We start from the raw sequence: 23,917 nt of genomic DNA, 5'->3' as shown, positions 1-23,917 counted from the left end.
ATTAAGATCCCGTTACCAAAAATCGTGGTGTCCCTAATTTCACAGCAATCCTGTTAACGGCATTAATAAGCCCCACATGGCTATATGCCTGGGGGAAGTTTCCCCACTGATCGCCATTATTTGCATCAATATCTTCGCTAAACAGCAGCAGATGGTTTGCATAAGGCAACAGATTCTCGAAGGTTTCAATCGCATCTTGTGTCCTTCCTACAGAAGCCAGGGCCTCGACATACCAAAAGGCACAAATAAGAAAAGTCGATTTGGGTTTACCGAAATCATCGGCATGAAGATACCGATAGAAAAGACCATTTTCAGCTCGGAGCTCTCTTCAAGCGCTCTTAAATGATCTCGGGCCTTTTGGGACGCCGGATCCAGATAATTCATGATAATAAGCTGCAACGTACTGGCATCCAGATGCCCACTACCTACCGCGTGCGTGTAAACTTTTCTTTGGGGATCATAACAATCTTCAATATGCTTTGAAGCCCGTAAAATCAATGCTTCTGCTCGTTGCTCTAATTTTGGTTCCCGGATTTCCTTAGCAATCCGATAGGCCGCTTTAGCTCCTGCCCATTGAAAGAGATTCGTATAGCAATGGTAATTGGCAAAATTTCTAAATTCCCAAATTCCTGCATCCTTTTCGTCAATTGTTTGCTCTATTTTACCAATGATCATATCCAACCATACGGAGGAATGCCCTTTCTCTTTTCCTACGAAGCGCTTGTCTGTATACAGGGGCAGCAGTGATAATAAAACTTGGCCGTAAACATCGTTTTGCACGTGTTCATATGCTTGATTCCCTAACCGAACCGGCTTATTATCCATATAACCCGACAAATGACTCAGTTCCTCTTCGATTAATTCCTTTCGTCCCGTAATGCTATAAAGTGGTTGATACCGCCCTTCTTCATTAGCAGATATATTCGAAATAAATTCGGCATAATGTTCCATTTCTTCAAACTGACCGATACGAAGCAGTGAAGCCAACACATAATAGCTATCTCTTATCCAACAATATCGATAGTCCCAATTTCGTCCGCTGCCCGGCGACTCAGGCAAACTGGACGTGCTCGCGGCAATGAATGCACCGGTATCTTCATATTGATGAAGCTTCAAAGCCAATGCCGATCTAATAACCGCCTCCTGATAAAATGGAGGAATCGTGGTGTGTTTAATCCACGTACGCCAATAATTTATGGTTTGTCGCAGAAATGTTTCTGCCGTCTCCTCAAGAGGCGCTTCTAAGGGCTCTCCATAAGTTAATATTAAATACTTCGTGTCATGAAGTACAAAAGTACCTGGCTCAAAAAAATGGCTGATAGGAACATTCGTTGTTAACCGCATGTGATCGCTGCCGCCCGTAAACTCGACATGATTACTCCCTCTATGCCGGTCCTGCGCAGTCCTTCCATAATCGGTTACCGGATAACAACGCATGCGAACACGCGGCTCCCCACTAATACGCTCTACCTTCCTAATTAACATCAATGGCTTAAAATAGCGGTCATATTGTCTAAATCGAGGGGCAAAATCGGTTACTTTATAGGTCCCCTCTTCATTAGAAATTATCGTCTCCAGAATATTGGTATTTGGAATATACCGCTGCTCCGACTGGAACTTCCCATCGGGAAGAATTGAAAATTCACCGCCTTTTTCCTTATCAAGTTTACTGCCAAAAACAAAGGTGCTATCGAAGGCCGGCCAGCATAACCAAGAAATATTCGTATTTGTTTGTACATGCGCAATGTAGGCACAATTTCCTATTATTCCACTTTGATAGGTGTGTCTATTCATTCTTTAAGTATTTTCAGTTTTAGAACAACAAAAACATGTTTCTGTTTAGGCCAACGGATCAAAAGGCATTTTTTGCTAATTTAAGAACAAGTTTTTCCGGATCGCAGGTATTAAATTTAACTGGCGTGCTTTCTCAAACATAACCTGTACGGCCTTCCTGCCTTCTTGTCCCAAATTAAGCGAGTACTTGTTAACATACAATTCAATATGCTTATACATGACCTCCTCACTCATTTCCTGCGCATGTTGACGAATAAAATCAATGCCGGAATCCGGATGTGCAAAAGCATATTCTACACTTCTTTTTAGAATACGATTGACCTTCATTTTGATATCATTCGGTATATCTCTTCTTATTACGATTCCTCCCAATGGAATGGGACATCCGGCTTCTTTTTCCCAAAAATCGCCTAGATCGAGAACCTTATGCAGCCCTTTATCTTGATAAGTAAAACGATTTTCATGAATTATTAAACCAAGGTCGACCTGCTCTTTCAATAACGCTGGTTCTATTTCGGAAAAAACGAGTATCTCTTTGTTTTGAAGCTGAGGAAAGGCTAAACCAAGCAGAAAGTTCGCCGTTGTATACTTCCCCGGTATTGCAACTTTTAAATCCGATATAACTTGTTCGTCCCTTCCCTGAAGCACTTGCTGCACCAGCTCCTCCTTTTTGCAAATAAGCAAGGGGCCGACGCCGAAACCCAGAGCACTTCCTGCGTCCAGCAAGACGTATTTTTCAAGCGCATAAGCATAGGCATGAAAACTTAGCTTGCTAATATCAAGCGTGCCATCAAATGTTTTATGGTTTAAGGATTCTACATCCTCATAAAATACATCAAAAGTTAATCCCTCCGTATCAATTTTGTGATGGATCATAGCATCAAAAATAAAAGTATCGTTGGGACAGGGAGAAAATCCAAGTGTCAAATTCATTGCTTTTCTGTTTACGTTCTATCTCATGTGAACATCCATGGCAAAAGTAGCAGAACCCGCAGCATCTTTCTTGTTTAGAATGTCATTTTATCTCAAAAGATGCTGTTTAGTTAAAATAAGAGATGAGCCAATCATTTAGATTTTTGACAGCGAGCCCGATCTGCCAATTTTCCCGATTACGCCTTTCAACATAGTTGGATATGCTTCGTATCTGTATACAAGGTAGCATTATTTGCTCGCAGGCGTAATAGAACGCTGCCCCTTCCATACTTTCAACTTCCGCTTGTTGCCTTTCCAGTGCAAGCTTAATACTTTTATCATTTCCATGAACCCTGTTGACGGTTAGCCCGCTTACGCTTCTAAACCTTCCGATAAGATCTGCGGGGAAGCCCGGTATCGCCCGAAACGCAGCCTTCCCAAAACCCAGTTCATCTATCGATAAAAACTGCAGATCATCTTCTGCCCCCAATTCATAAAACAGGTCTTTTTCAATGAAAACGATGTCGCCAAGACCGATATCCCTTGAGAAAGACCCGCCAATCCCAACATTAATCGCAAAATCATAGCTTTTGTTATGTAAGGTCTTTCCCAAGGCAAAAGCGGTAGCAACCATGCCAACACCTGTTATTAAGATATCCGGTTTTTGCTCCTTCCCTTCTAGAGATTGAATAAAGGGCCCTATCTCTGCAGCGGTTGCTGCAACTATTAAACATTTGGTCATAAGTAATAGAAAGGCAATATAATGATTTTCATCCATCAAAATCCTAAAATGTTAAAATTATTAAGCTTATCTTTGCGGGCTAATAATTGATTATGATTTATATTACTCGTAGAGAGCGTTTTAGTGCAGCCCATAAATTATACCGCGACGATTGGAGCTTGGAAGAAAACGAAGCGACCTTCGGTAAATGTAGCAATCCTAACTGGCATGGTCATAACTATGAACTATTTGTTACCATCAAGGGCGAGATAGACCCCACCACCGGGTTTGTAATGGATTTACGAATCCTTAAGACTATTATTTTGCAACACGTTGTCGAAAAGCTGGACCACCGAAACGTAAACTTGGACGTGGATTTTATGCGTGGTAAAATGGCTTCTACCGAAGTTCTTGCCGTAGAGATCTTCAACCAGCTCAAAAGCCCTATTGAGACGGCAGGCGCACAACTGCATAGTATAAAACTTCAGGAAACCGAAAACAATTCGGTGGAATATTTTGGAAACTAATAATAATGAGGAACAATCCGATGAATATTAACAATAACGAAGCCCCTTTGGATGATGAGGAGCTTGATGGTTATGTAAAAATTGATCGTTATAACACCGATAAAATTGAGAGTATAGCCAACCACTACGAAGACATTCTATCTCAACTTGGCGAAAACCCAAAACGTCAGGGCCTATTAAAGACACCCGAGCGTATTGCTAAAGCCTTGCAATACCTAACCCATGGCTATGATATCGATCCTGCTGCCATCTTAAAAAGCGCTATGTTCGAAGAAGATTATAGCCAAATGGTGGTCGTAAAAGATATAGAAGTCTATTCAATGTGTGAACATCACCTTTTACCCTTCTTCGGAAAGGCACATATTGCCTACATTCCAAAGGGACACATTGTTGGTCTCAGTAAAATCCCGCGGGTAGTAGATGCTTTTGCCCGCCGGCTGCAGGTACAAGAAAGGCTTACCAATGAAATAAGGGATTGTATTCAAGAAACATTGAATCCGGCTGGAGTTGCGGTAGTAATCGAATGCAAGCACCTGTGCATGGCTATGCGAGGTATACAAAAACAGAACTCGGTTACCACTACTTCTGCATTTACCGGAGAATTCGCCCACGAACGCACGAGAGCTGAGTTCTTGCGGCTGATAACCGCTAGTCTAGACTAATTTGCTTTATCTTTCTTTCCTTAATTATCCATTAAAACAATCATAAACGCATGAAGAAGGCCTATTTATTCCCTGGACAAGGAGCCCAATTTGTAGGAATGGGACGGGATCTTTACGAATACAAAGAAAATACCCGTAATCTATTTGAACAGGCAAATGAACTCTTGGGATTTCGTATTACGGATATAATGTTCGAAGGAACAGAAGAGGATCTTAAAAAAACGAACGTTACACAACCCGCAATTTTTTTACATTCCGTTATTCTAGCTCAAGCACTCGGCGATCAATTTGATCCACAAATGGTAGCAGGACATTCATTGGGTGAGTTTTCAGCACTTGTGGCAGCCCAAGCGCTAAGCTTTGAAGATGGTCTTATCTTAGTATCCAAAAGGGCCAACGCCATGCAGAAAGCTTGCGAGATTCAGCCTTCGACCATGGCTGCTATTTTAGGCTTGGACGATTTTACGGTCGAAGATATTTGCCAGCGCGTTAGTGACGTCGTTGTTCCTGCCAATTATAATTGTCCCGGACAATTGGTAATTTCCGGAACGATTGCGGGAGTCGATAAAGCTTGTGAACTCTTATTGCAGGCGGGCGCAAAAAGAGCGTTGAAATTAAATGTCGGAGGCGCTTTTCATTCCCCATTAATGGAAACGGCACGCGCAGAATTGCAAGAAGCCATTGAAAAAGTGTCCATCAAAGAACCGATCTGTCCGATATATCAAAATATTGATGCCAAAGCCTATTCCGATCCTGCTAAAATTAAAGAAAATCTCATTGCGCAGTTAACCGGTGCCGTTAAGTGGACACAAACTATTGAACACATGTTAGCCGATGGGGCAACGTCTTTTACAGAAGTAGGTCCGGGAAATGTGTTACAGGGACTGGTAAAGAAGGTAAATAGGCAAGCAGAGACCGCCGCTGCTCAGCTCCCCTAAATTTACGGATACCGTATTCTTTCTACACCTCATACGTTTTCTTTATACGTATGAGGTTTTTTCATATTTTTACCAAAAGCAATACTTTTTACTTTGAATAACTCTTTAAAAATACGGGTATTACTTCTGGTACTAACACTCTGCTTTATTGGCACGGCACTAACTATTCATTTAACTTTCAGAAAGGAAGAAATTTTACGGATAGAGGCAAAACGGATCGAGCAGAACCTACATAAAAAGGAACTCTTCATAAAAGCTTTTCTTAAAGATAGTGCCAGTTTTAATGCGCTTAAAGACATTCAAAACAATGAGAAATTAACGGCGCACGTTGTTCAATATTTTGGGGAAAAGAAAAAAGTTCTGGTATATACCTATTCCAATAGCGAGCTGACCTTTTGGGGCTCCGATAAGATCGTGCCGCAATCAGATGCCGGATTACCCGAAGGAAGCTCATTAATTGTAGCAGATAATGGTTGGTATGAAGCGATTAAAAGATCAAAAGGTGGATTTTCTGTAGTTTGCCTAATTCCTATTAAATCGAAATATGCACTAAAAAACGATTATCTCAACGAGGACTTTTCACCGGATTTAATCCGTAGCCAGAATCTGACGATTGCCAATTACGACGATAATCCTGTATATAATATACGAAGTAGCGATGGGAAATACCTGTTTTCGGTGAAGCTGAAACAACAGACATACAATACGCTCTTCTCCAAGTTAGAGCTGGCGATGTGGCTTGCCGCTATGTTTTTTGCAACCGTTCTAATGAACAGCGTTTGCGCGTGGATGGCAGGTAAAGGAAAAGTAAAGTTGTCAGCCTTGGCCTTTCTCTCATTTTTTATCCTGACAAGATACCTCGATTTATCTAATGGTTTACTCGCCACTCACTTTTTTAACGAGATTTTTGATCCGAAATATTATGCCTCAAGCTTTGTTTTCCCCTCTTTAGGTGCCTTTTTATTGAATGTAATTGCCGGTGCCTGGTTTATGTGCTATATCTACAATTATCGATTTCAGCTTTTTGTAAAGAGGCCTTCCATCAATACTTTTTTAAAAGTAGTATTTTTTGTAATATCATCACTTCTTATTTATCTGATCAGTTCTCAAATTGTTCAGGTTTTTAGTGGGTTAATCGGAAATTCAAATATTCAATTCGATGTCACGAATGTTTTGAAACTCAACATTTTTAGCTGGCTGGGAATCTCTGCTTTATGCCTGGTTATACTCAACCTTTATTTACTGTTGGAAGTGTTGATGGCAGTTAGTTTAAGCTTTGATATTCACAAACGCCAATGGTTCACGTTGTCTTTTATAACACTTGTTGTTTACAGCGTTACTCTTCTTTTCATAAATGAACTGACCTTATCCTTCTTTCTTTTTAGCAGCATCATTTTACTGCGAGCCTTAACTTTCTTCAGCAAGAAAGATTTTAACTTGGTTGTATTCATTACCACCCTGCTGCTTTTTGCGTGGATTGCATCCTTAAATCAGACTAAGTTTATTAATGATAAAGAACTGGAAACCCAGAAATTAATCTTGCAGCGCTTGGAGTCGGCAGACGACCCGGATGCTGTATTTATTTTTTACAGCATAGAAAATACGGTTGCGAAAGATCATTATCTAATAAACTATTTCTCACAACCTCAAAAGTATAATGTTCATGTGCTGAACGATTACATCAAACAAACCTATTTCAGCGGTTACCTTTCTCGCTACGAATTTAACATATATGAACTGAAAAAAGGTTTCACCAATGAGGTTAAGAATGTTCAAAAATTAGCTTATTACAAAGAAAAGGTGGAATCTGGTTCCATCAAGGTTTCGGAATATTTTTATCGCATTAACAACAATTTCGGGAGCCTTTTATATTTTGGTCTAATCCCGGTTATTGCCGATGGAAAAGAGGTGGGCACTACATTAATTGAATTGACAAGTAAGGCCTTCGAGCGTTATGCATCCTTTCCTGAAATCCTGAGTAATGGTCGACTTAATAAGCAAGAAAATCTAGAGCAATATTCCTTTGCCCTTTACCGGAACGGAAAGTTGCTCAATCAATTCGGGGATCACCTTTTTCCTGCAAACGATCGTGATTATCCAAAAGAACGTTTTCAATTTATCCGGGTAAACACGGTCAATGGGGGAGGGGAACTCATGTATCGACCAAATGAACATATATTAATGGTATTAAGCAAAGATCGGCAAGGCCTTTGGATGCAATTAGCCTCCTTGTCCTTTCTATTCCTTGTACTCCTGGTTTTTGCGGTTACGGTCTATGCCTCACAATGGTTGATTATAACTTTTAAAAATTATGATTTCAGTTTTCGAACAGTAAGGCGCTCTTTTTGGATAACACAAAATAAGATCCTCTATCGGACACGTATACAAGCTTTTGTTGTTTCGGCTGTTGTAATTACCTTGATTATCGCCGGCGTTATTACCTTCTTCAGTGTAAGTAATCAATATGCACACCAACAGGAAATAAATACAGTTAAACGCATTAATCAAATGGTTTCCGGTTTAGAAACCATTACATCCGGGCTGGAATCTTCCGCCTTTAAAAATACCGAAGCCAAAAATCCCGAAATTGAAAAAGAACTTTACAATACCGCAACTTCAAACGCAACCGATATCAGTCTTTACAATACAGAAGGTGTTTTATTTTATACTACCCAAAGTAAGATTTACGACCTGGGCTTAACGTCAAAACACATGAACGCCAAAGCTTGGTTGCATATGTCCAAATTCCGGCGATCTGAATATTTCCATAAGGAAGCGATCGGCAATTTAGAATACCCGGTTGCTTATGCCCCTATAAAAAATGATCAGGACGAAACGATTGCTTATTTAAGCCTTCCTTATTTTTCTGACGAAAAGGAATTTGCGGATCGGATAGGGATGTTGCTAAGTACGCTGATAAATATATACGCACTAGTAATAGTCGCTTTAGGATTATTTGCCGTGTTTATTGCTAACCGGATTACCTCGCCTTTAAGCCTGGTTCAGAGAAGTTTAGCAAAAACTTCTATCGGAAAAACAAATGAGCCCATTTTCTGGAAAAGAAACGATGAAATCGGCTCCTTAATCAAAGAATATAACAACATGATTGCGGCTTTGGAAATAAGCGCTAACAGAATAGCGCAATCTGAAAGGGAGTCTGCTTGGAGGGAGATGGCTAAGCAGGTGGCTCACGAGATAAAAAACCCGCTAACGCCTTTAAAACTCGGTGTGCAATTACTAGAACGCTCGTGGAAGGAAAATGATCCTAATTTTGACCAAAAATTCAAGCGCTTTAGTAAATCGTTCATTGAGCAGATCGATAGTTTATCCACTATTGCCTCCGAATTTTCAAATTTTGCGAAAATGCCCGACACACAGCTTGAAGACGTGGATATTATCGATACAATAGAAAAAATAATACCGATCTACAACAACACCGCCGCCGTTGAGATTTCTTTCAGCAACCAGGGAGAGGGATCTGTGATGGTAAGAGGAGACAAAGACCAACTCCGAAGATCCTTTAGCAACCTCATTAAAAACGCGATAGAAGCAAAGGCTGGCCGCGGAAAATGCTTAATCCATATCTCTGTGAAAAGAAATAAAAGCTTGTTGATTATCGCCATTAAAGATAATGGAAATGGAATAGATGAACAGGTTCGAGACCGCATATTCCAGCCAAATTTCACGACCAAAAGCTCCGGTACCGGACTGGGTTTAGCTTTCGTAAAACAAACCGTTGAAAGTATGAAAGGCTCGATCAGCTATTCAACAGAAATCGGTAAAGGAACGACCTTTTTTATAGAAATACCACTCTGACCTTTCCGTTTTTACGTCAGTCGAATGGTCCCCTTTCCCATGGTTCCCTTATTCGTATATAATACAATGGTGTATGTTCCAGGTTTAAAATTTTCAGCGCCTTTCCACTCAATCGTATAAAGTTTTCCGTCGTTTGAAAACTCTATTCCCGTCTTGTCTGTATATTGCATCTCTACGCCGTCTACTTCGAAAATGTGGTTCTCTGTAATCAACAGATTTCCATTGGGTTCTATCACTCTGATGTAAACATCGTAAATCGCTTTTTTTGCAAGTGGATTATCGGCAATACTAAACTCTATCTTTAACTTATCCGTACGTTTTGCTTTGGTCTCTACACTTTCATTGTTGCTTTTTCGTTCTCTAACTGCATTTATATTGATCGAAGAAAGCTTCAATGCCGTAGCAATTTCTACTTTATGTTCAAGTTCACTATTAATATTCTCCAGCTCGCTTGCTTTCTTTGTCGCTGTAGTAACACTCTCTTTCAGACGATCCCTCTCCGATACCAATAACGCATTTTCGTTTTTCAACTGCTTGATATCCTTTGTATACCTAGATACTGCTCCTCTCAGTTCGGCAATTTCCTCCCTCGCCCTTTGAAGCTCGGTACGATTCAATTCGTTTTGAGTCAGTTTTGCACGCAATTCCTCTATTTTGGTCCGCGCATTATCTTGTGTTGCTTTTAAGGATTCCGTTAAATTCAGGTTTTCTTTGGTAACGCGGTCCAACTCCACTTCGATCCTATCCAGCTCGGTCTCCATCTGAATTTTCTCACTCAATATCGTTGTTTGTTGTTCGCTGGAACTCTTATATTTAATATAAAAATAAATGTTCGTAGCTAGTAACGCTAAAATAGCGAAAATGAAAAAATAAATCTTTGGATTGTCTTTTCCTCGTTCCTGTACGTCTACTTGCTGCTCAACACCCCGATTGTTATCTAGTTTAACAGACGGTTTATAGACTATATCATTCTCTTCCATTTTTGTACGTTTAAACATTAGGCTCAAAACGATTAGCAAAAATTGTTCCAACAACAATTATCCTAAAAAAGCAGTATATCAGTATGCTTTCATGGTGATAAACCTTCGCCTGTACTATTATCAATACATACCGCGATCAGCAGTTACACTTTTGCTCAATTTTTTTCTCATACTCAATACTATACTTATCTTTACAGCTTTTTATAAAGAAAAGCTACTGAAACAAATACTGTATATTTGATGAACATTCACCTCTTTAATAAATCATTAGGCTTCTTATTTTACCTTTTACCATTTCTTTGCTTGAGTACGCAAGCACAAAGTACAGATCCTATTCCTAAGAGAGAACTAAGAGGTGTTTGGGTATCCACTGTTGTCAATATAGATTGGCCAAGTAAAGCCGGCCTGTCATCAGACATCCAAAAACAAGAGCTTTTACGGCTCTTAGATGCCCATCAACGGGCGGGCATTAACGCTATATTTCTACAGGTTAGGCCCTCCGCCGATGCAATATATGCACGGGGAAAGGAGTTGTGGTCACGCTTCTTAACCGGCAGCCAGGGACAGGCTCCCAATCCTTTATATGACCCCTTGGATTTTGCCATACAAGAAGCCCACAATAGGGGAATGGAGCTACACGCTTGGTTTAATCCTTATCGTGCTACTTTCGACTTAAACGAAGCAAATGTTAGTAGCAGTCATATTAGCAAACAACATCCCGACTGGTTTTTCACTTATGCAGGAAAAAAGCTCTTCAATCCAGGGATCCCCGAAGTAAAAAAGTACATTGTGGAAGTAATTATGTCCGTTGTTAAAAACTACGATATTGACGGCGTTCATTTTGATGACTATTTTTATCCTTATCCAGCGGGGGGACAATCTATTCCCGATGCAAATACTTTCCAACGCTATGGACAAGGCTTTTCAAGGATAGATGATTGGCGAAGAAATAATGTCAATCAATTGATAAAAACATTGGCAGATAGTATCCACCACGAAAAGAAATATGTAAAATTCGGTATCAGTCCTTTTGGTATCTGGCAAAATAAAAAACAACATCCTGAAGGCTCTGAAACTTCCGGTTTAAGTGGTTATTCTCAATTGTACGCTGATGCAAGAACATGGCTCCAAAATGGCTGGGTTGATTATATTAATCCGCAGATATATTTCCCTTTTAATAATCGCGCTGCGGCCTATGAAATACTCATCGATTGGTGGAGTACAAATGGCTACGGCAAGCATATATATATTGGACAAGCCGCCTATCGAGCCGCGGACAATAGCACGGGCTGGAGGGACAGACGTCAACTTCCAAATCAAATTCGCCACTTGAGGAAGTTTTCGGCTATACAAGGAAGTGTTTATTTTAGCTCCAAATCACTTGTGAATAATCTTGGTGGCTTTAGGGATTCCTTACAATACAATTTCTATCGATACAAATCCCTCCAGCCTACCATGCCCTGGCTCGATAGTATTCCTCCATTGGCTCCACAAAATCTCCTCTATCATAATTTAACTACCGGCGGTGTATCCTTACGATGGGATAAACCCCCAATGGCAACCGATGGGGAAACGGCCTATGGCTATGTTGTGTATCGATTTGACGAAGGGGAGGAAATTAATTTAAATAATGCTCAAAATATCCTGGAAATAATCTTTGATGCCAATCGAACCTTTTATACCGATCAGGCTGTCAGAGGAGGGTCGCGATACACTTATGTCATAACAGCTATTGATCGCTTAAAAAACGAAAGCGGGCCATCGAATATGCAGACTACGATACCTAACTGACAAATGCAACCCTTTGGAGTTAAGCGCGATAGATTTGCATAAGCTGCATTGTTTCAAGAGCCATTTGTTCGTTATAATCGCTCGTAAGCCTTTTGTGATTGATGAGATCTACAATTGTTCCGACATAACAAAAGCCAAAGGTCAAAAGATATAATATGCCCATGCCGATTTGTTTTAGCATAAAGCGTTGGATGCCTGCAATGCCAAGAAAGCCTATTAAGGTCATCAGCATCACTTCTTGCGTCCCTTTTCTTTTCCCTTTGTAAAGAAAAAGAAATTCTTCTGCATTCTCTTCCTTAATAGCTTGTAAAGCGCTCCTTAAAAATATCATTTCCTCCGGTGCAATATCCGGAATCATCATCAAGATTTTTTGCTCTTTCATTACCTTTACTTTTAATATTGGAGCTTAATATAGCACTTTTGTTACATAACTTCATGAGTAAAGTATGATACGTCATTTATTTCCATCACGAGACATCCTCCTGAAAAATTACTGCTTGTACGATTTCGGGTCTAATGCTGTGGGTGACCAGTTCTCCAAAAATTCAAGTACCTTCTTGGCGCTATGTCCTTTTCCTTCTTCCAAATAGGCACTATTCTGGGTATGAATCCGATTCCCCTTTTCGTTCAAAATAACAAATACCGGAAACCCGAACCGCTGTGGATACTCTAAGGAAGCTAGTACGGCTTCGTTCTTGTTCTCTTGACTATAATTCACATGCACAACCTCATAATTACGTTGTATATAATTCTTCAATGTATCATTTCCGGTAACCAGTTCATTAAATCGCAAGCACCAGACACACCAGTTTCCTCCGATTTGGATAAAAACATGCTTTCTTTCTTTTTTTGCCTTTTCGACAGCTGCTTGTATTTCAGATTGTGCATCTGCTTCAGGGTGGTACAATTTCTGTCTTTCTTGCTGTGCAGCTACTTGTAAAACAAAAACAATATAAATAAAGAATATACCCAGGATTTTCTTCATCACGCTGAATAAATTTACGTACTTTACAAAGTAAAGCGTTTTGTTTAATATGGCCAATCTTCCTCCAGTAAAAATATTAAAGGCTTCGGCCGGATCCGGGAAAACTTTTAGCTTAACCGCTCATTACATCAGTCTGCTCTTCACTAGTAAAGTTCATTTTTCGGAAATTCTAGCCGTCACCTTTACCAATAAGGCTACTGCCGAAATGAAACACCGCATTTTAACGGTCATTGAAGGCCTCGCGCTAGGCAGCGAAGCGGTCGAATCTTATCGCAATATTATATTAGAGGCCCATCCACAACTCTCCAGGCAAGATATACAGCAAAAAGCGATGGAGGTTTACAGGCAAATTTTACATAACTATAGTCGATTTGCCATCAGTACAATCGACGGTTTTTACCAAAAGATTATTAGAAGTTTTAGCTTCGAACTGGGCTTAAATGCAGCCTATCGCTTGGAAATGAATAGCGATAAAGTGAAGCAAGATTTGGTAGTACGGCTCAATAAACTATTGAACGATCGTGATGACTTGCTACAGTGGATTATCAATTACGCCAGAAAGCAGATAGAGAACGACAGGAATTGGAATTATACAACGGTACTGAAAAAACTTGCCGATGAACTTTTCAAAGAACGATTTCATCCTTTTGACGAAGCCATTTCTCAGCTGAGCGAAGCTGATCGACAAGTGGTTTTCACAACGATTAGCGATCTTTCGGACGAACTCATTACTCGTTTTGAAAAAGAAATCGAACGCTTGTTAAAAATTGCGACCGAAATAGTGAATAGCTCGGGGGTATCAAGCGACCTTTTTCTACGTAAATCGCAAAACCTGATTCCTAAAATCCCGTCCTTGGCTCCCGATAATTTAGAAGCCATCGACAAGTTTGCCGATTATATTGATAATCCGGAAAAGTGGCAAAAGAATGGCGTCAGTGGGGCTGTATCCGACCTGTATAATAAACTGAATCCGCTTTTGCGGCAGATTCTAAACTATAAAGAAGAACATAGTCGCACTTACTTTTTAGCAAAAGCGGTTCAGGCTAATTTTTACTACCTACGTCTACTAAAAGAAATGAGCGTGTTACTCGCTGATTACAGAGCAGAGCATGACGTCTCTCTTATTAGTGATGCACAAAATCTCCTGAAAGAAATCAATCGCCATCAGGACCAAAACATTTCTTTTATTTATGAGAAAGTCGGGAATCGTTATAAATATTTTCTGTTCGATGAATTTCAAGATACTTCGTCGAACCAATGGTATAACTTTCAACCTCTGTTGGTGAATGCGCTGGCTAGTACAGAAGGGAACCGATCGATTCCCCATCACCTCATTGTAGGTGATGTTAAACAAAGCATCTATCGTTGGCGAAATGGCGACTGGCGGATTCTACAATATCAGTCCACAAGAGATTTAGGCGATCATCACATCCGTTTTCAGACGCTTCAAGAGAACTATCGAAGCCTTCCCAATATCATTAAATTCAACAATTTTTTATTTACTCAAGCACCTAAACTTTTACAACAAATAATAAATGATAAGATTTACACCGAAATAGGTGATAGCTTATATAATTCATGGTGGCAGGCTTCGGGATATACACAGATATTAACCGACGCCTATGCAGAAACCGTCCAAAAAATCCCCTCCGACAAAGGCGAAGAAGGAGGGAGGGTTACCGTTTCTTTTTTTCCCGTTACGAGCTCCTTCGCAAAAACACGCGGTAAAGAGATTAAACCAGCAGCTTTAAAAGCGCTATCCGACACGATTATCAATTGGCTGACTGAGGGCAGATACCAAGCTCGCCAAATAGGTATTCTGGTACGAAACAACACGGAGGCCCGCGAAATTATCGAGTATTTACTTCACATTCAGAAGGAACTGGACGAATCTCATAAGTTCGAGGTAATCTCGGGAGATGCGCTTTTATTGGTCAACAATCCCGGCATACGCTTGCTTATTAACACGCTGAAAGCTATGATTACACCCGTAGAGGAGGCCTCGCTTTATCGAGCAAATTGCCTCCTTCTTTATCAACAAGTTTACGGATTAAATCAAGAGGACGAAGCCTCGATTTGGTTAAATGCCACGCAATACGATATTAAAGTCTGGGGAAAGATCTTGCCCCCTATTGTCATTAATAATTGGTACGTATGGCAACAACACCCTTTAACAGAATTAGTTGAATCGTTGATCAATGGCTATGGAATAACCCATGATGAAGCCACCATTCCTTATTTAATAGCCTTTAGGGACATTATAGCTGAATTTAGTTCGCAGGGCGAACGCGGCATCGCTTCCTTCCTTAGTTATTGGGATGAAGAAGGAAAAACGAAGGCATTGCCGGCAAACGAAGGCAGTAATGCGGTAGAAATTATGACTATTCATAAGTCAAAAGGCCTGGCATTTGATGTTGTAATGATTCCGTTTTGCTCTTGGGAACTTGACGGAATGGTTAACAGCAACTTTTGGGTGGATACAAGTGGCACCTCTTATGAAATTCTTCGAAGTGTTCCCGTAAAATACAACAGTATGCTGGTCAAATCATCGCTATTCAAGGCATACCTGGAAGAAATGCTTTTCAACTATATGGATGCGTTAAACCTACTTTATGTAGCTACTACGCGTGCCAGAAAGGAACTTTATATAAGTGCGCCTGATATTAAAGAAGGAAAAGAAAGTGACTCCTTAATTGCGGATGTGCTCCGCTCGGTACTAGCACTACATAGCGACGAACTCGGTATAGAATATAGCCATGGCATTGTTTATCCATCAACAACGCCTTTTAAAGATATAAAAAAATCCCCTATACTTCCGGTTAAATACCAAGAAGGGTGTATCGATTTCTGGGAAAGCCCACCCAATTACAATTGGAGCTTTAATAAATATCCTATTTCAGAATTGTTAAAGGAAGCCTTAGACAACCGAAAAATAAAAAAGGAACTGCTGTCGCTGGGCGAACAGAACGCAGCAACACGTCAAGGCTTATTGCTGCATGAGCTGTTATCCCTGACAACTGAAATAGCGGAATTTCCAAATTATCTCCATGCAATGCAAAGTGAGGGCTTGATTACAAAAGATGAGCTTATGACTTTACTTGACGAGGCCATACGACTTCGTAATAATGAACAATTAGCGGCGCTTTTGGACAAGCCTTATCAAAGTCTGAATGAACAACGTATTATAACGAAAGACGGAAGTGTGTTACGCCCGGATAAAGTATTAATTGGAGAGCATGAAACGATCATATTGGATTTTAAGTTTACCGGAATGGAAAGACCTCAACATATTGCCCAGGTGAAAGAATACCAGCAGAACTTACAGGAAATGGGTTACCCAAATATACGCACCTTTTTATTTTATGCATTCAATAACCGGTTGGTAGAAGTTTAATCTTTCTCTTTATCTCGCTTACAATGATCCCATTTTTAAAAGAAGTTGCAAATGATTTAATCGCTCGCTTTGGTTCAGAGTTAAAGGATATTGCTATTATATTCAATAATAAGCGTCCTGAAATGTATATGAAGAAGTACTTAGCTGAGCTTATCGGTAAACCAATCTGGAGTCCTTCTTTCTTTACTGTTCAACAATTTTTCAATAACGCTTTTGTTGAGCGGGAGGCCGATAAACTGACTCAAATTCTTACGCTCTATCAATGCTACAACGCCATCCAGCAACGCATAGATGGAAAAACAATGAGTATAGAGCGATTCTATCCTATGGCCGAAATTATCTTAAATGATTTTGCTCAATTAGACTACGACCTCGTTGAACCGAATGAGGTCTATACCGAATTATACGATATTGCCTTAATAGAAAAACAGTTCCCTCATTTCTCGGAAGAACAATTATCGTTTATGGCTCAATTCTGGTCGACCTTCAACAGCGAAAAACACAGTTATATACAGGATCGTTTTATTGAACTTTGGAAAACACTTCCACTGCTTTATACGGATTTTCATCAGGCATTAAAAGAACGTGGACTAGCTACGAACTCCCAATTTTATCGCTCTTTTGCTAAAGGGGATGAAACCAGTCCGTCCTATATATACCAATTTAAGCAATTAGTTTTCGTCGGCTTTAATGCCTTGAACAAAGCGGAAGCGCTCTTATTTAAAAAATGGCAAAAAGCGAAACGTGCACTTTTTTATTTCGATGTAGATCGATACTATTTGGATGACGTTCAGCAAGAGGCCGGCGCTTTTCTCCGTCGTAATTTAAACAGCCATGGATTGCTTCATGCACTCGGTGCCCCGTTTAATCAGCTAGCAGATCGTAACCAAAATATTAAGATCGTCCAAACGACAAGCTATACGGCACAGGCAAAGCTGTTGGATAGCTTCCTTGTTGATAAAAAATCCACGGATGCTATCAGTCAGGGCCTGACAGCAGTATTGTTAGCAGACGAACGTTTGTTAATTCCAACATTACAAAGCATTCCGGTATCAATAGAGACTAATATAACCATGGGATTTCCAATTTCACAATCTCCAATCTATGGAATTGTCGACTTATGGTTAAGGATACAAGAACGATATCTGCAGCAAAAGAGCGATCTTATATATTATAAAGATGTCGAAATTTTTCTTTCCCATCCCCTTATTCATACACCTGATCCCATCAAAGAGCAAGTTCAGCAACTCATATACACCAATCATTATATAAATGTACCCCTTGTCGAATTACAAGCGGTAAGCCGGACCTCTTTCTTTGACAAAAGAACCGACGGAAGATATCTAATCAAAAACCTGCAGGAAATTATTCGCGAAATTTTCCAGATCAGAAAAGAAAAAGAGCTATTAACTTATCCCGACGCGGCTATTTTTACAGAAGTATTCAAGATACTTAACCAACTCTATGATGCATTGAGCACACTCCCCTCACTCAGCGTCGAATTTACAATTTCGTTGATCAGGAAATCGCTGCAAGGAATAACGGCTGCTATCGAGGGTGATCCCTTATCCGGTGTACAAGTTATGGGTCTTCTTGAAACAAGAAATCTTGATTTTAAAGAAATTTATATACTAGGTGTTAATGAAGGCATTTTACCAAAAACAAGCTCTTCAGCGACTTTTATCCCTGATTCTATTCGCCGAGCTCACGGTCTCCCCGTACTGGAAAATCAAGAGGCACTTTCCGCTTATTTGTTTTACCGACTCATGCAGCGAGCCGAACAAATTACACTTGTTTATAATGGCCATGTGGATGAAAACAGCTCGGGAGAGATTAGTCGATTTGTCAAACAACTACAATTCGAAAGTCACTTTAATTTCATCGAATTAAAGCAGCAACAAATAATTAAAACAAACGAAGCGCCCCCCGCAATGGAAATAAAAAAGGTGAATGAGATTGGGAAGATTTTGCAGTCCTATTTGAACCGTGACAATAGCCTACGTCCCGGTATTTCGGCAACGGCATTCACAACCTTTCTTCAATCTCCTCTTCTTTTCTTCCTCAAATACGTAGCTAAGATAAAGGAACCCCAATTGTTAACCGAAGATTTTGAAGCAAATAGGATCGGTTCCATTATACATGAAATCATGCAATGGTTTTACGAAGAACTTAAACGTGTAAGCCCGCATATCACCGCACAACGGATAAAAGATCAATTGAGCCGGTTAGATCATTTGTGTCTGAAGGCAACGGCAAAAGATTTTTATGGCAATCCTGCTTATTTTGACATAAATAGCCCATCCAGCACAGAAAAAATCGTGCTTGAAATCGTTAAAGAATATGCACAGATTTTCATCCACCATGATTTAAAGAATACACCCTTTACGATTATCGAGTTGGAGAATAAACAAGATTATGTCATTGACTTTCCAATTACAGTCGACGGGAAAGAATCATCTGTTAAACTCTATGGAATCATTGACCGCGTAGATGAAAAAGATGGGAAAATCCGTATTGTAGATTATAAAACAGGAAGCGATGCGCTCGACTACACCGATATCGATTCCCTTTTTGATCCATCTTCAGGAAAATTCAATAAAGCCCTCTTGCAAACACTCTTTTATACGTATATCTATGAGAAAAAAACCGGCAAGATAGGGGTGGAGCCGAACCTGTATGTGGCAAGAAGATTAAGGCAAGAAGGTAGTTTGTTTTATACCAAATCAAGAGGCAGTAAATTTCTGCTTTCAGAAGCAAGTTTGTCCAGCTTTAAAGAAGCATTTGAGCTTCGCTTAAGACAGGTTTTAGAAGACCTTTTTAACCAACAAATACCTTTCAAACATGATCCGCGTATTAATTTACCCTATAATGATCACTATCAGGAATTCTTTCGGTCAGGTGTAGATCAAGATATTGAAATCGAAAGTGAATATTAATGAATTAGCGATCATTTACTTCATATTTTCAGTTTTTTAAAGTACTTTTGCGTACAAAAAATTGATTTAAATACATTACTTATATCTAATGAGAGAAATACAGTTCAGAGAAGCACTTCGCGAGGCAATGGTCGAAGAAATGCGCAAAGACGAGAAAATTTTCTTGATGGGCGAAGAAGTTGCTGAATACAATGGTGCCTACAAAGTAAGTCAGGGCATGCTTGACGAATTCGGAGCTAAGCGTATTATCGATACACCTATTGCCGAATTAGGCTTTGCTGGTATCGGTATTGGAGCAGCTATGAAAGGTCTAAAACCGATCATAGAATTTATGACCTTCAACTTTTCATTGGTAGCCATTGATCAAGTGATCAATGGTGCAGCAAAGATCCACTCGATGAGTGGCGGCCAATATTCCTGTCCAATTGTATTTAGGGGCCCAACAGGTAATGCAGGCCAATTAGCTGCGCAACACTCACAGAATTTTGAGAATTGGTATGCAAACTGTCCCGGATTAAAAGTTGTTGTTCCTTCTAATCCCTACGACGCAAAAGGTTTATTAAAGCAATCCATCCTTGATCCGGATCCTGTAATTTTCATGGAGTCAGAAGTGATGTACGGAGACAAAGGAGAGGTTCCGGAAGAAGAATATTATTTAGAGTTAGGAAAAGCACATAAAATACAAGAAGGAACGGATGTAACCATTGTATCTTTTGGTAAGATGATTCCACGGGTCGTAATACCTGCTGTCCAAGAGTTGGCTAAAGATGGCATCTCCGTCGATTTATTAGATTTAAGAACCGTGCGTCCGATTGATTATGCAGCGATTATAGAATCGGTAAAAAAGACAAATCGCCTGGTCATTGTAGAAGAAGCTTGGCCTTTAGCCTCTATCTCATCAGAGATCGCTTTCAATGTTCAAAAGAATGCTTTTGATTATTTAGATGCCCCGGTTATTCGTGTTACCTCTGCAGATGTTCCTCTTCCATATGCACCAACGCTTATTGAAGCCGCTTTACCTAGCATTAAAAAGATTATAAACGCAGTAAAAGAAGTTTCTTACGTAAAATAAGAAACATTCGTCTCTTAAATAAAAAGCCTATCATTAAATGATAGGCTTTTTTGTGCCATCTTCCTAAAACCTATGACAAATACGAATGAGATAATTAAACGTTCTCCTCCTCGTTTGAATCCGGTAATTAGCTTAACGACTACACCCTTTCCAAAAATATGCGCTTATTTTAGAGAAAATTGAATAAACATCATATCCTCCTACAGAACAACAAAGCGGTAATAAAGCTTCTATTAAAGAACAGGTAAAATATAAAAAATAATAAAATAATAGCATTTTACTCATTTTTACTACCTTTTTTGTACTATATCAGTGAAATTTGTCTCTTTATGCTCTCTTCTAGCGATATAATTGTCTCAGTTCTTGCTATTCCTTTAATAGCTTGTATGTCTTCATTCAAAACATGACGTAAATGATTGGTATCTCTACATATAATTTTTGCAAACATGCTATATTGACCTGTACAATAATGCAATTCTACCACTTCTTTAACCTCTTTTAGCTGTTCAACAGCCGTTTTATATTGAGATCCTTTCTCTAAATATATACCCAAGAATGCACATATATCAAATCCTATAGATTGAGGGTTAATAATTAGATTAGAACCTCTGATAATGCCAAGTTCTTCCATTTTTTTCATGCGAACGTGAATCGTTCCACCTGAAACTACTAGCTTTTTTGCAATTTCAGTGTATGGAACTGATGCATCGTTCATCAAAATTGATAAAATCTGCGTATCTAAGTTATCAAGTTCTAAAAATTGAGACTTTTTTCCATGATTTTTTGATGTTTATAAATTATTGACGGTATTTTTTAAAATATTTATAAAAATGAAAAATTTTATTAAAAATATGGTAAATATTATGAAGTTTTATTATGTTTGTATCAACAGAAGGGAATAAGTTATTGATAAGATATCAAAAACAATTCAACTTTTGTCTGGTTTTGCCCCTCAGTTTAATATAGGTTTATAATTGGTTAGCGTTGAAGCTCCTCTCCCAAAGGAGCTTCATCTTTTTAAAAAATAACATCCTATCCCGAAATATCACCATACCAAATATATATTTTTTAATTGAATGCCTATATTTTAAAAATTTTGTCAAAAATAACGAGTTTTTTTCTCATTCGAGAAACTTTTTAAACCTTTTATTTGATAATACGTTTTATTAATAAAATTTATACAAAAGTTTTAAGGAAATTAGGTCGTACTTATCTTACATGATGTCCGTATACACACCATAAAAAATGACTTCCATGAAATGAACGATTAATCATCCACTTCATGGAAGTCATTTAATCCTTTAATCTCTTATTTTACCGTAAAAGCTATTTTATATGTCCCCCACATCAATTCTATCCTTCCCTCCTTAGAACCCGATATGGTAAACTGTTCTACTGATTGGCTATTCTGTTCCGTCGGAACCTCTACACGTAATGCATCTTCCTTTTCATCGTAATCGAGTCCCCATTTTTCCATACTTTGTTAAAAATAATAGTTGAAGTTTGTTCGCCCGGTATGCTGTGTAAGCTATATTTGCCCGCCTTCAATGCTTTTCCTTCAATTGTAACGTCTTTATTTACTTCAAAAGTTGTTGCTTCATTAGCACCTGTCCGCCATATTTTTCCTACCGGGGCAATATCCTCACCCACCTTTCTCCCTTTAACAGAGGGTCTGCTATAATTGATCGATATAGTCACTCCCGATGATGTTGTTATACGAAGGCTGTCAGGAGGACTAGCGCGCTTACTTTTATCTTGTTGCGCATAAACGCCTAGGCCCATAAATAATAGGATGGCACCCAAAATTAAATTTCTTTTCATGATTTAATGGATAAATAATAATGTCTCTATAAAACATTTATTTTGAAGCTTTGTTTGTATGCTCCGTTTGATTTGTAGGTTGATTAGAAAAAATTCCTTTTTTATTGGTTAACCCCTCCGCTTAATAGCTTTAAGCAATCTGAAAGAGTAAAATTTTATCTAAGTTTGTGCCATGGCACAAATTAAACCATCTTTAGCAAAAGGTACACGTGACTTTTCTCCACTTGAAATGGAGAGAAGGAATTATATTTTCAATACAATAAAAGACGTATTTAGGAAATATGGGTATCAGGAAATACAAACCCCTTCGTTTGAAAATTTGCAAACCTTAACCGGTAAATATGGAGAGGAAGGGGATAAGCTCATATTTAAAATACTCAATTCCGGTGATTTCATTTCAAAAATATCCGCCGAAAAATTTGCAACACTTCATTCAAATTCGATTACGCCCCTTATCGCTGAAAAAGCCTTACGCTACGATCTTACGGTCCCTTTCGCTAGATATGTAGTAATGCATCAAAATGAGATCACATTGCCTTTTAAGCGTTTCCAGATCCAGCCCGTTTGGCGGGCAGATCGCCCACAAAGAGGTCGATATAGAGAATTCTATCAATGTGATGCAGATGTGGTTGGCTCAGAAAGCTTGTTAAATGAAGCGGAATTTATCCTTGTATACCAGGAAGCGCTGTCATCCCTCGGTCTAAAAGACTTCGTCATTAAACTAAATAACCGAAAACTACTGGCCGGCATTGCGGATATTATAGGAAAGCCCGAACTACTTATCGATATGACCGTAGCTATCGATAAGTTGGATAAAATTGGATTGGTAGGTGTAAAACAAGAACTAGCGGCTAAAGGCTTTTCAACGGAAGAGCTTGCAATGTTAGATCCTATTATTACTTTATCAGGCAGCAATGTCGATAAATTAGCCACATTAAAGGAAGTATTGAAAAGTTCAGAAATGGGGCAAAAAGGAATCGAAGAAATTGAAATGGTCCTGGCTTATGCGCAAAAATTAGATGCCAATGCATTGCCCTATATAGAAGTTGATATTACCCTTGCCAGGGGATTAAACTATTATACCGGAAGCATCTTTGAAGTCAAAACCAACGAAGTTTCTATGGGAAGTATAGGCGGAGGCGGAAGGTATGATGACTTAACCGGAATGTTTGGTTTACCGGGTCTCACCGGTGTAGGAATATCTTTTGGAGCCGATCGTATTTATGATGTACTCTTGGAACTCGATCTATTTCCGGAGAGTACAACAAAAACAACGCAGGTGTTGGTAACAAACTTTGATCAGTCTACCGAAGATTATGCGTTGAGTCTACTCCAAACCTTAAGAAAAAACGGAATAGCAAGTGAGCTTTATCCAGTAGCTGCAAAACTTAAGAAGCAGCTAACTTATGCCGACCAGAAAAAGATTCCTTATGTTATATTCATAGGGGCAGAAGAGCTCTCCTCCGGTATGTTAACTATAAAAAAGATGATTACGGGCGAGCAAGAAAAAATGGCAGCTGATGATCTCTTCAGCTATCTTATAAACACCGCTGACCCAAACTAAAAAG

14 protein-coding genes and 3 pseudogenes are annotated in these 23,917 nt (G+C 39.2%); 9 read left to right on the top strand and 8 right to left on the bottom strand.

Going from position 1 to position 23,917, the window contains the following annotated elements:
• Position 1 precedes the first annotated feature (1 nt).
• The 3 genes and pseudogenes from QT327_RS24495 to mqnB form a co-directional block, all read right to left on the bottom strand.
• A pseudogene (locus QT327_RS24495) lies at positions 2-1,794 on the bottom strand (glycoside hydrolase family 15 protein).
• 75 nt (positions 1,795-1,869) lie between these two features.
• A complete protein-coding gene (locus QT327_RS24490; RefSeq protein ID WP_130854614.1) occupies positions 1,870-2,727 on the bottom strand; it encodes a 1,4-dihydroxy-6-naphtoate synthase in 858 nt (285 codons plus the stop codon).
• A 106-nt stretch (positions 2,728-2,833) separates the two neighbouring features.
• On the bottom strand, positions 2,834-3,448 hold the full coding sequence (gene mqnB, locus QT327_RS24485) for a futalosine hydrolase (RefSeq protein ID WP_130855140.1): 615 nt from the start codon (positions 3,446-3,448) through the stop codon (positions 2,834-2,836).
• A 92-nt stretch (positions 3,449-3,540) separates the two neighbouring features.
• Here mqnB and QT327_RS24480 point away from each other — a divergent pair, with 92 nt between their 5' ends.
• The 4 genes from QT327_RS24480 (at position 3,541) to QT327_RS24465 (ending at position 9,370) form a co-directional block, all read left to right on the top strand.
• Entirely contained in the window at positions 3,541-3,954 is a 414-nt protein-coding gene (locus QT327_RS24480; RefSeq protein WP_130854615.1) for a 6-pyruvoyl trahydropterin synthase family protein, read from the top strand.
• A 20-nt stretch (positions 3,955-3,974) separates the two neighbouring features.
• Positions 3,975-4,616: a GTP cyclohydrolase I FolE gene (gene folE, locus QT327_RS24475; protein ID WP_041387150.1), complete on the top strand. Its 642-nt coding sequence runs from the start codon at positions 3,975-3,977 to the stop codon at positions 4,614-4,616.
• A 50-nt stretch (positions 4,617-4,666) separates the two neighbouring features.
• Positions 4,667-5,554, top strand: coding sequence for an ACP S-malonyltransferase (gene fabD, locus QT327_RS24470; RefSeq protein WP_289554213.1), 888 nt, complete (start codon positions 4,667-4,669; stop codon positions 5,552-5,554).
• 93 nt (positions 5,555-5,647) lie between these two features.
• Complete coding sequence (locus QT327_RS24465) at positions 5,648-9,370, top strand: sensor histidine kinase (protein ID WP_289554212.1); 3,723 nt, start codon at positions 5,648-5,650, stop codon at positions 9,368-9,370.
• Between the two features lie 11 nt (positions 9,371-9,381).
• Here QT327_RS24465 and QT327_RS24460 read toward each other — a convergent pair whose 3' ends face one another.
• Positions 9,382-10,350, bottom strand: coding sequence for a DUF8428 domain-containing protein (locus tag QT327_RS24460; RefSeq protein WP_149105147.1), 969 nt, complete (start codon positions 10,348-10,350; stop codon positions 9,382-9,384).
• A 240-nt stretch (positions 10,351-10,590) separates the two neighbouring features.
• Between QT327_RS24460 and QT327_RS24455 the strand changes: the two genes are divergently transcribed.
• Positions 10,591-12,141, top strand: coding sequence for a glycoside hydrolase family 10-like protein (locus QT327_RS24455; RefSeq protein WP_289554211.1), 1,551 nt, complete (start codon positions 10,591-10,593; stop codon positions 12,139-12,141).
• 19 nt (positions 12,142-12,160) lie between these two features.
• Here QT327_RS24455 and QT327_RS24450 read toward each other — a convergent pair whose 3' ends face one another.
• Together QT327_RS24450 and QT327_RS24445 are read right to left on the bottom strand one after the other, a co-directional pair.
• Positions 12,161-12,523, bottom strand: a complete 363-nt coding sequence (locus QT327_RS24450) for a TM2 domain-containing protein (RefSeq protein WP_013664604.1) — start codon at positions 12,521-12,523, stop codon at positions 12,161-12,163.
• A 108-nt stretch (positions 12,524-12,631) separates the two neighbouring features.
• Positions 12,632-13,126: a thioredoxin family protein gene (locus QT327_RS24445; RefSeq protein WP_289554210.1), complete on the bottom strand. Its 495-nt coding sequence runs from the start codon at positions 13,124-13,126 to the stop codon at positions 12,632-12,634.
• 49 nt (positions 13,127-13,175) lie between these two features.
• Here QT327_RS24445 and QT327_RS24440 point away from each other — a divergent pair, with 49 nt between their 5' ends.
• The 3 genes from QT327_RS24440 to QT327_RS24430 all read left to right on the top strand — a co-directional run bounded on the left by QT327_RS24440 (position 13,176) and on the right by QT327_RS24430 (position 20,528).
• Positions 13,176-16,520 carry a UvrD-helicase domain-containing protein gene (locus QT327_RS24440; RefSeq protein ID WP_130854621.1) on the top strand — a complete coding sequence of 1,115 codons (3,345 nt, stop codon included), beginning with the start codon at positions 13,176-13,178 and terminating at the stop codon, positions 16,518-16,520.
• A 23-nt stretch (positions 16,521-16,543) separates the two neighbouring features.
• Complete coding sequence (locus QT327_RS24435) at positions 16,544-19,456, top strand: PD-(D/E)XK nuclease family protein (RefSeq protein ID WP_289554209.1); 2,913 nt, start codon at positions 16,544-16,546, stop codon at positions 19,454-19,456.
• Between the two features lie 88 nt (positions 19,457-19,544).
• Complete coding sequence (locus QT327_RS24430) at positions 19,545-20,528, top strand: pyruvate dehydrogenase complex E1 component subunit beta (RefSeq protein WP_013664600.1); 984 nt, start codon at positions 19,545-19,547, stop codon at positions 20,526-20,528.
• 304 nt (positions 20,529-20,832) lie between these two features.
• Here the strand turns inward: QT327_RS24430 and QT327_RS24425 are convergent.
• Both QT327_RS24425 and QT327_RS24420 read right to left on the bottom strand, forming a co-directional pair.
• Positions 20,833-21,285 (bottom strand): annotated as a pseudogene (locus QT327_RS24425) (Lrp/AsnC ligand binding domain-containing protein); the annotation flags it as partial.
• A 552-nt stretch (positions 21,286-21,837) separates the two neighbouring features.
• Positions 21,838-22,310, bottom strand: a pseudogene (locus QT327_RS24420) (DUF2911 domain-containing protein).
• A 211-nt stretch (positions 22,311-22,521) separates the two neighbouring features.
• Here QT327_RS24420 and hisS point away from each other — a divergent pair.
• Positions 22,522-23,913, top strand: a complete 1,392-nt coding sequence (hisS, locus tag QT327_RS24415; protein WP_013664597.1) for a histidine--tRNA ligase — start codon at positions 22,522-22,524, stop codon at positions 23,911-23,913.
• Positions 23,914-23,917: the final 4 nt, after the last annotated feature.

This window comes from Olivibacter sp. 47 (assembly GCF_030372825.1).
Taxonomy (GTDB): Bacteria; Bacteroidota; Bacteroidia; order Sphingobacteriales; family Sphingobacteriaceae; genus Olivibacter; species Olivibacter oleidegradans.
Note: the sequence above shows the minus strand (reverse complement) of the source record. Positions and strands in the feature narration are given on the sequence as shown.